Source organism: Rahnella inusitata, assembly GCF_965118895.1.
GTDB classification, from domain to species: domain Bacteria; phylum Pseudomonadota; class Gammaproteobacteria; order Enterobacterales; family Enterobacteriaceae; genus Rahnella; species Rahnella inusitata_A.
In genome coordinates, this window is sequence record NZ_CBCPJJ010000028.1 from 75,903 (window position 1) to 84,141 (window position 8,239).

The 8,239-nt window shown below is 44.6% G+C and carries 3 protein-coding genes; all 3 read right to left on the reverse strand.

Annotated elements, in window-relative coordinates; genetic code table 11:
* Positions 1–6 precede the first annotated feature (6 nt).
* Genes mobF through ACMHLI_RS22365 form a run of 3 tightly spaced genes read right to left on the reverse strand, consistent with a single transcriptional unit; the run spans position 7 to position 7,663 of the window.
* A complete protein-coding gene (mobF, locus tag ACMHLI_RS22355) occupies positions 7–5,097 on the reverse strand; it encodes a MobF family relaxase (RefSeq protein ID WP_413531366.1) in 5,091 nt (1,696 codons plus the stop codon).
* Positions 5,098–5,102: 5 nt separating this feature from the next.
* On the reverse strand, positions 5,103–7,310 hold the full coding sequence (locus ACMHLI_RS22360; protein WP_413531367.1) for a type IV secretion system DNA-binding domain-containing protein: 2,208 nt from the start codon (positions 7,308–7,310) through the stop codon (positions 5,103–5,105).
* A gap of 2 nt (positions 7,311–7,312) precedes the next feature.
* Positions 7,313–7,663: a hypothetical protein gene (locus ACMHLI_RS22365; protein WP_413531368.1), complete on the reverse strand. Its 351-nt coding sequence runs from the start codon at positions 7,661–7,663 to the stop codon at positions 7,313–7,315.
* Positions 7,664–8,239 lie beyond the last annotated feature (576 nt).

The following is an 8,239-nucleotide window of genomic DNA, read 5'->3' on the forward strand; positions in this document are numbered from 1 at the left end:
CCATTCTTATAAAGTACGCTGACGGTTAAATGCCTGAACCCTCTCTCCAACCTGACGTGTTTTCTCCATGAATTTACTCTGCGTAGCTGTAACGGCCTTATCGACTGCGGATTCCAGCCTTATCAACCCGCGTGACGCGAAACTCAACCCCACACCAAACTGCTTATCAAAAGAGGCCATCTCTGCTTTATTAATTGAGACTTGTCTATCCTGTAATGCCGTCTGGCGAAACCCCGATGACATGCTCAGACTCTCGAGTAATTTTGGTTTATCGTCGGTTACGATCCTCAAATTAACAGAGGTTTTGGTCAGTGCATTATGAAGTACCTCTTGAGTAGCGAAGTGTTTCTTCCATGACTCCATTAGTGCGATGACATTCTCAAACTGCTTATCTTTTATATTAAACAGATTATGTGTGTAACCCCATTCAAGATGCTTCCACTTATCGGTATCAACTGTTACCTGTCGGCCATTACCCAGACGCAAAGCCAGGTTAGTTCCGTCGATACTCTCCACTACAGCACCGGCTTTAGACGGAACAGATTTCCCATCACCGGCAACTAAGCTGTCAGAAGGTACTGAGCGAGTGAAACGTAGTTTCTCACCAACCTGAATACTCTTGTTCTCAACATGAAAGACCTGAACCGAATTATTACGACTTCCCGCAATTTCACTAGCATTTATCAGCGCATGTTTACCATCAGTAGTGGAGATTAGCGTAAGTTCGTTGGTGGTCTTGTTGATGTGGCTAACGTTGTAGTATGCCCCTTTTTCTATACCTGGCCTGTTGCTCTCAAACATAACGACTTGGCCAACTTTATAGTTTGTAGCCGTTTGTTTCTCAAATGGGTCAAGATTGGCATTTCTGTATAATCCGGATGTAAGTTCCGCGCCGGTGAGTATTCCTTGTTTCTGAAGGCCATTGCGTATCTGAACGTCTACTTTGTTTCTGGAGAAGTAGTCTGGAATGATGACAGCCGTTTTTTCACGGTCTTCTGGACTGAGATTAAGGTACGAGCTGGCAAGAACCTCAAGCCTGACTTTCTTATCGTTTGCCGGATTGTCATTATCTCGGATTTCACTGACCATTGGGCTTACATGGCTTAATGCCTCAGTAATCTTTCCCTGTGTCAGTTTTTCTGTAGCCTCATTTATCTCGGGATTAAAGCTTTTGACTGAACGGTCGAAATTAACATTAGTGATACCTTGCTCTGACAGCAAAGTCGGAATATTCCCCCAACTCATGGAATTTTCCTGGCGATCTGCAACGAGTACCATTCTTGCTCCGGCATATCTGGCCACCTGTTGCAGCCGCAGAAGATTTTCAGCACCAATCTGAGATACGTTCTCCACCACCCAAAGCTCTTTGTCAGAATGCAAAGTCTGTTTTGCCGCTACACGTTTTTCCATTTGTTCAATATGCGCATAAATATTGCCTGCGCTTTTCATTGTGTCCTTCAGCTGCTTTACGCCATCACTGGTCGTAGAAAAACCTCTAACTCTATAGCCTCGACTTTGCGCAATGGTGCTCCCCAGTTGCCTCATGACATCACGATGCCCGCTGTGGTCACCACCAGTGATCAAGATAGACTCGTCCCTGCTTGTGAGAATGGTCAAAAGTGCGACTTTAGTTGCTTCTGATACTGGCTCATCATGACCCTGTATTGCTCTCTCTTTTTTTGCAGCCAAGTACCTGTTAATTACAGACTTCCCAGCGATCGCAGGCAATCGGTCTTTCCCTTGCAACATGTGACGGACTATCTGTGCCTCCTGGCGGATATTGGTTGGCATGGTATAGAAGTTCTCACTATTTGGCTTATCGTGATTGATATGGGAAAGCCCTAATTCGCCGCGTGACCTCATTGTGTAGATTGCCTGTTCTACATTCCTAACGTCGTAGGTACCGAGTGTTGATTTCAGTGTCTCAGATAGCAAAGCAGTGTGGCTGAACACTCCGTGGCGATTAGCCAGTTTTTGCGTGGCAAGATTCAGGTCCATATGAAGTTGTTTAGTATCCGTCTTATCTTGAGCAGAATACTCGGCAGCACGCCTCACATCGCCATGCGACAGACCGGTAAGGGAAGTAGTCTTATTAGCATCATGTTTGGCCAGTGCTTTGACAACGCCGCGAACATTATCAACGTATAAGCGAGCATCGAGGCGTGCCCTACTGAGTGCAACGTAGAAGCTGCGTTCATTAACGAGATTTCGTCGCCAGGACTCCAACTTAGCCATGACCCTATCAACCGTCTTCCCCTCAGCTTTATACGATGTCATTGCATACGTATGAGACAAGTTATGTAACTTATCGATATCGAGAGTTATTGATTTTCCCGCTTCATTTGTCAGGGTAAATTCCTTGCTGGCATGGTTTATTTTTGTAATATTGAATTCATCGCCGTTACGCACCGAAAGATTCTTACGAGATTTACTGAAACCAACTTTCTCGCCTTCCGAAAACTTAAGCTCTTCCTCTTTGAAGACATCTATAGCGAACTTGGAATCATGCGGAAGTTCGGACGGATCAAATTTTCTGCTTTGCCCATTGTCATCGACCAGAACTAGATTCTTTTTATCCTTACCAATGACACGCCAGAATTCACCAGCTTTGAACTCACCCCGGTCCTGTTGGAATTCAATAATGTGTCCAGGTTTGTAGAATCGGTTATCTGTTCGCTCTGCTTCATTTAGATTTGCGCTGATTAGTCCACGTACCCTGATTTCATCAGCCGAAAGCAACCCTCTTTGTATTAACTGGTCATGAACCTCACTGTTAAATTGTTGGCGCCCTTCGTTATCGGGAATGATCACCAATGTTTTGGACCTTTCAAGCTCTGAAAGATTGAGATAGTCTTCAACAATGTCATGTTTTTCAATATCAAAAACTGAATCACGTAACCGACTAAAAGCAGATGAAAAATTTCTATCCAATGAGTCATAGACCGCACCAAGTAGCAGCTCATTCTTTTGACGTATAATCTTCGTTACATGGGAAGTCGCCATTTTGAAACCTTGCAGCACAGCAAAAGGTCTCCCCCAATCAACGGCCTCCATCTGTTTTTTATCACCCAAAAGCAAGAGTTTTGCATCGCTACGTTCAGCATGCTCTATCATCGCTGCCAGATTGCTGGCACCGACCATGTTAGCCTCATCAACCAGCCAAACCTCTTTGGTGCTGACTTCACCTTGTTTTCTGGTATAGAGAAAGGAATCAACAGTGCGAGTATTAATCCCCGTTTCGGCGGCCAATGTTTCCGAGGCTGAACCTGTGGGCGCAAAGCCCAGGAATTTGAAACCCTTTGTCTGCCCGTAGGCGATGAGACATTCCAAAAGGGTAGTTTTGCCTGTGCCGGCAGATCCTTGAATAGCGGCTACAAGATCTTTGCTGGTTGCAGCATCGGCAATAGCTGCTCGTTGATCTTCAGAGAAAGCGAACTGTGACCCAATTTCTTTTGATTTATCTGTTTCGAAGGTTGCAATAAATGCAAATATTCCCTCTTTGTCGCCAACTGCTTGTCGGGAATCCTTCCCGTTTAGCATCTTGTAAACCATGTTACGTTCTTTCTCAAAGGCAGCAGGCGTAGTAAATGCACCTTCAAAATTTCCAGTGCGAGAATGTCGCGGCAGTAGCTCCCCAGTATTAGTCATCGCACGCAAAACCTGTTCAACGTCCCCTGGCATGCTATTGCCCATCAGAAGTTTGGTTGCACCTTTTATCACATCACTTTCGAGAAACACGGCTTCATCCGCTGCCAGAACCCGATACGACAAACGAACGTCATCTATAATTTGTTTAATGTCAGCAGGTGAGTGGTTGTCATCGCTCAAGAATTCATGCACCTGTGCATCCGTCGCTGCGGCAATCTCCGGGTCAGTGATATGGATAGGTGAACCTCCATCGATGGTCGATTTATCATGCAATGGGCCGCTTTTATCCTGCCCCATTGTCGGAGAAGCAGTTTCGGACAAGTTTATAGTAGGTGCGGCTTGCAGCACCGGCTGCGAATCTATGGGATGTTCTTCCGCTGTTACATGGCCATTCAAATGTAGGGGATCCAGCGACTGTGGAACTTGTTCATTGATGCGCGGATTTTTAACACTTATGGAATCATTTTTGATAACAGCTGAGGGGTTAGATTTAGATGGGGAATCGACTACTACACGAGCTGAGACATTTTTATCCAGACGGTCTTTTACTTGTGAATGGGAACGAGAAATAACATCCTCAAGATTAGCTCCACTATCAATAACTGTTTGGTTCCAAAGTTTATGCAAGTCTTCGGGATCAAGGTGCGTCTTGGAATCTCTACTAAATAATGCAGCTTTCTCCATAGATTTTGAGTCAAAAAGACCACGTTGCTGGGCGGTAGCAAGCACTTCTTTTCGTCTCTTGGAGAATTCGCTCATTAAGCCTTCTGGCACCCCCTTGATATCCCAAAGACCTTTGTCATGATCGGTTATCTCAATGTCATATCCAAGCTTCTTCGTTAGATTGGCCAATACTGAGCGATAGACCAATCCCCCCATCAGTTGATGCTCATACATTTTTAGCGTTTCAAGACTACGCCATTGCCCATCCTGATCAGAAACAGCATTCATCACAACATTGTGCGTATGCAGCTGGGGATCATGCTTTCTTGACTCAGTGTGAACATAGCTGGCATATACCAGGTTATCGACCTTCGTATATTCAGCCTTGCCATTATTGGAAACCCTCGTTAGAGCGTATTCTTTCTCAATATACCGCATAGCCTCTTGGCTAGCTTTAATATGAGCTTCAGCTAATCGAGAGTCACCACCGACCAAAGCTATGATAGAAAGACTTTTCGGTGCGGAAAAAGTAAGATCCCATGCCGGAACATGTTCAATAACCCCGCCATCACTAATTTTTCCCAATTGTACTTCAGGGCTAATACGGCCTTCTAAGAGGCGATTAAAATCATCCGAACCTACCTCCCCTTCAAGCCCTAATATTTCGGCCCCTTTTCCTCCCCAACGAGATGTAACGCCTCCAGAATCTTTATCATAATATTGATCAGGTGAATTATAATATGATGCTGCCTGAGCTGTGTTCTTTACTTTTGATACGCTAAGCATGTTAATCACCCTCTCCCGAAGCCATCAAAAATATCGATCGATTTTTCTGTGTTTTTCGTAGTTCCTTCACTTTTTGACGGCAATGATGATTCCAATTTTTTTTGTTCATGGTCGGGTTCAATATTATTTTCACGTTCTTCTGCTAATGCGCTCAAATCAGTAAATCCACTTTCCTCTGAACCACCCTCTTCTGTCGTGTCGCTATCAGACTTTTTCATAAACATCGCTTGATATACTGGATTTACATTTCCGTTATCAATGGCCCCGTTTTGGGGAGAAGGAACGGAAGATACTGCTTCGGCAAGAATCTGGTCGGCATGTTTACCTGTGTCAGTATTTTTAGTCGTAGTGTATTTATTCCGCTGCGGTTCCCGTTTATCCATATCACGATTAATTGCCGCGATAACAGATTCAGGATCTTTCTCGTTTTCTATATTGAAAGAGTTTTCAAAATCATTATCGAGAACATAGTCTGCTTCAATAATTCCTGGGTGTAGGTCTGGCATGTTGTCATAAGGAAATCTTAACTTAGCGACTGGAAGTCCTCGGCCAAGTTTTAAGTAACATTGGTTATCAAGCAGCCCTGAAATTTGGCTTTTTAAAAGTAAGTTTTGTTCCTTATTTGAACGGTTTATTGATGTAGCATCACGCATGTCATTAGCACCATAGCTAGTGTTTTCAGTAGACTCCGTTGTCTCTTGGTCACCTAATTCCTTGGCAAGCCATTCCGACCCCTCACCCCCATTCACTCGGAATGCTGCCAGCGCTCCAATGGAGTCCATAATGACTTTGGCTTTCATTGCCCCATAGGTAACATCTAGCTGGGAATTAGATTGAAAACCGAGCATTGGTAATGCTCCAAACTTACGACCAGTCGAAATGAAATCCATAATGCTGGGTATTTCATGCAGTGTTGCAAACTCATCTAAGCCCACACCTATGAGCCTGTCATAGGAAGGCTCAAGCGTTAAGATTGATGACAAGGCAGACTCAATCATTAGTGTAAGAAGAGGCTTTAATGTGTCCTTCATATCATCACGCACAGTGATAAATACCCACGCGTCAGACTCTTCATTCCGTGCCCAATTACGAAATGAAAAACGTTTTCCCTTGGTCTTGGAAAGGTACTTGAAATTACGTGTATAGGCTGAGATAACCGCACGAACCGACCCTGCAAGTTTATCAAGTTCCAGATTCATAATGTTTCTGGCATCAGTCGTTGCAACTACCTTAATAATCTTTTCATTAGGCATCCTTAAGATGATATTCATCAAATGTTCTACATCAGGATGTTCACTACGCTTTGCCAATTCTTCAAGAAGTGCAGAGAAAAGGAGTTGTGGTGCCAGAGTCCAGAAGGGGTCACCACCGCTGTTACTGTCAGGGATCGAAGCTTTCGCCATTTTGTCGTAAATAGCAGGGTTTTTACCTTCAGCCCAAAAATCCCAAGAAGCAGACCGTTCATCAAAAACGTTCAGTATTATGTCTTTACCAGGTCTGTAAAAGCGCTTCGCAAACTCACCAGAGATATCGTAAAGAACACACTTCCTTTTTTGCGCTCTCATTTGACGCAAGATATCCCTCATCGTCGTAGATTTACCGGTACCAGGGGAGCCGACCAAGGCTATACCGGAATTCTCTTGATGACTTGTTAATGGGATTCCCGCGATTGAAATCCGTGAAGGCTTACCATCTTCCTTAACTCTATCTGTCGCCGCCTCAAGTAGATTGAGCGACTCCGTTAGTTCGGCACCTCTGAGATGTTCATCCTTACTCTCTTCCCGGCCTCGATGACGCAGATATTTATACAAAGCAAAAAGAACAATGACGGCTAAAGCTGTGGCGATACAGAAAGCAATCATCAGATTATTGATCAATTGCTCGGCATGATTTTGCATCGTCTCGGAATGGACAATTTGTATGTCAGTTACGGAAACTTGTCGGCCATTTGGAAGCGTGAGAGTTGCCTTCCCATTTGGCATGTTGAAGTACTTAACGAACAAGTATGAATACCCATATTTCAGGCCCATATACCAATCCGTTTTATCGGAAAATTTATAGGTGGCTGAAAGAGCCGTAACGACAAATACGATCATCACAAACTTTATAGACCGACTGACCGTTTGATGAAGCATCCGTATAAAATGTGACAACACCTGAAAGCCAGCTACCATCTGGGATAGTGCGTTTCTCTCGGTCTTTTTATTCGACATGGTTACTCCTCAATACCAAGAAGGGTGAGTATTTTCTTAGTGTGCTCATTCGCCTTCGAGAAGATGTTCGTATGTGCAATCTCCTTAGCCTGTTCTTCAGTTAGCGACGGGTTGCTAGCCATAATTTGGAAGATAATGGAGTTCACCAAAATGTAGGTTGTTGTGAGTGTATGTTTGATGCTGGTATCAGCTTTGAACCCTGATGTTCCAGACCCATTCAGTTCTGCGACCATGACCTTCTTTGCATATTCATTAGCCGATAGCCCTCGCTTGGCAGCCATTACCTCCAGAGCATTTTCTAAATCTTCAGATAACCTGTACTGAATTTGCCTGCGTGTTTTCACTTGTCCCACTGTTGATACCTCTCTCGTAAAAAATAAGATACAAATTTGTATCATAGAAAGTTGTATACATCCATAAAACACAGGCAGGGCGCAGCGCAGAAGCCTGTTTTTAACTCTTTTTGTATCACCGTGCTGTATACCCCCGCGAAGTCAGGCGGGACGCTGGTTTGGTGGGGGGTAGTACCCTGCAATGTTTCGTTTACGAACATTGCAGGGTATACCCCCCAAAGCTAGGCGCAGCAAGGCTTTGGGGGGAGCATTGTATAATGCGTGGGGTGTGACACGATTTTCTGGGGTGCTCAACCGTCTATGTACATTTTCTTTCTGTGCCCTTCCTCTAGCATTGGGATCTGATCTGTCTTCGGTAATGCGTAAGCCTTCATTGGTCGATCACTATGGCCGGGAATGTGCCTGTATCTAAGCCTGGGAGGTTTTGAGTGAGGATCTTATCCAAATTAGGCATTTTCATTTGCTCGGCAGGAGCTAGCTTCTAGAGGAATTTGTGGGACGTCTGCGCAGCAGCGTACCGCATACCGCAACGGTGCCAACCGGTGCGAAACCGTGGGACGCCTGCGCAGCGGCGTA

Excerpts from the sequence above, each read along its gene's own strand:
- ACMHLI_RS22360 (WP_413531367.1), bottom strand. The coding sequence starts at position 7,310 with ATGTCGAATAAAAAGACCGAGAGAAACGCACTATCCCAGATGGTAGCT.
- mobF (WP_413531366.1), bottom strand. The coding sequence starts at position 5,097 with ATGCTTAGCGTATCAAAAGTAAAGAACACAGCTCAGGCAGCATCATAT.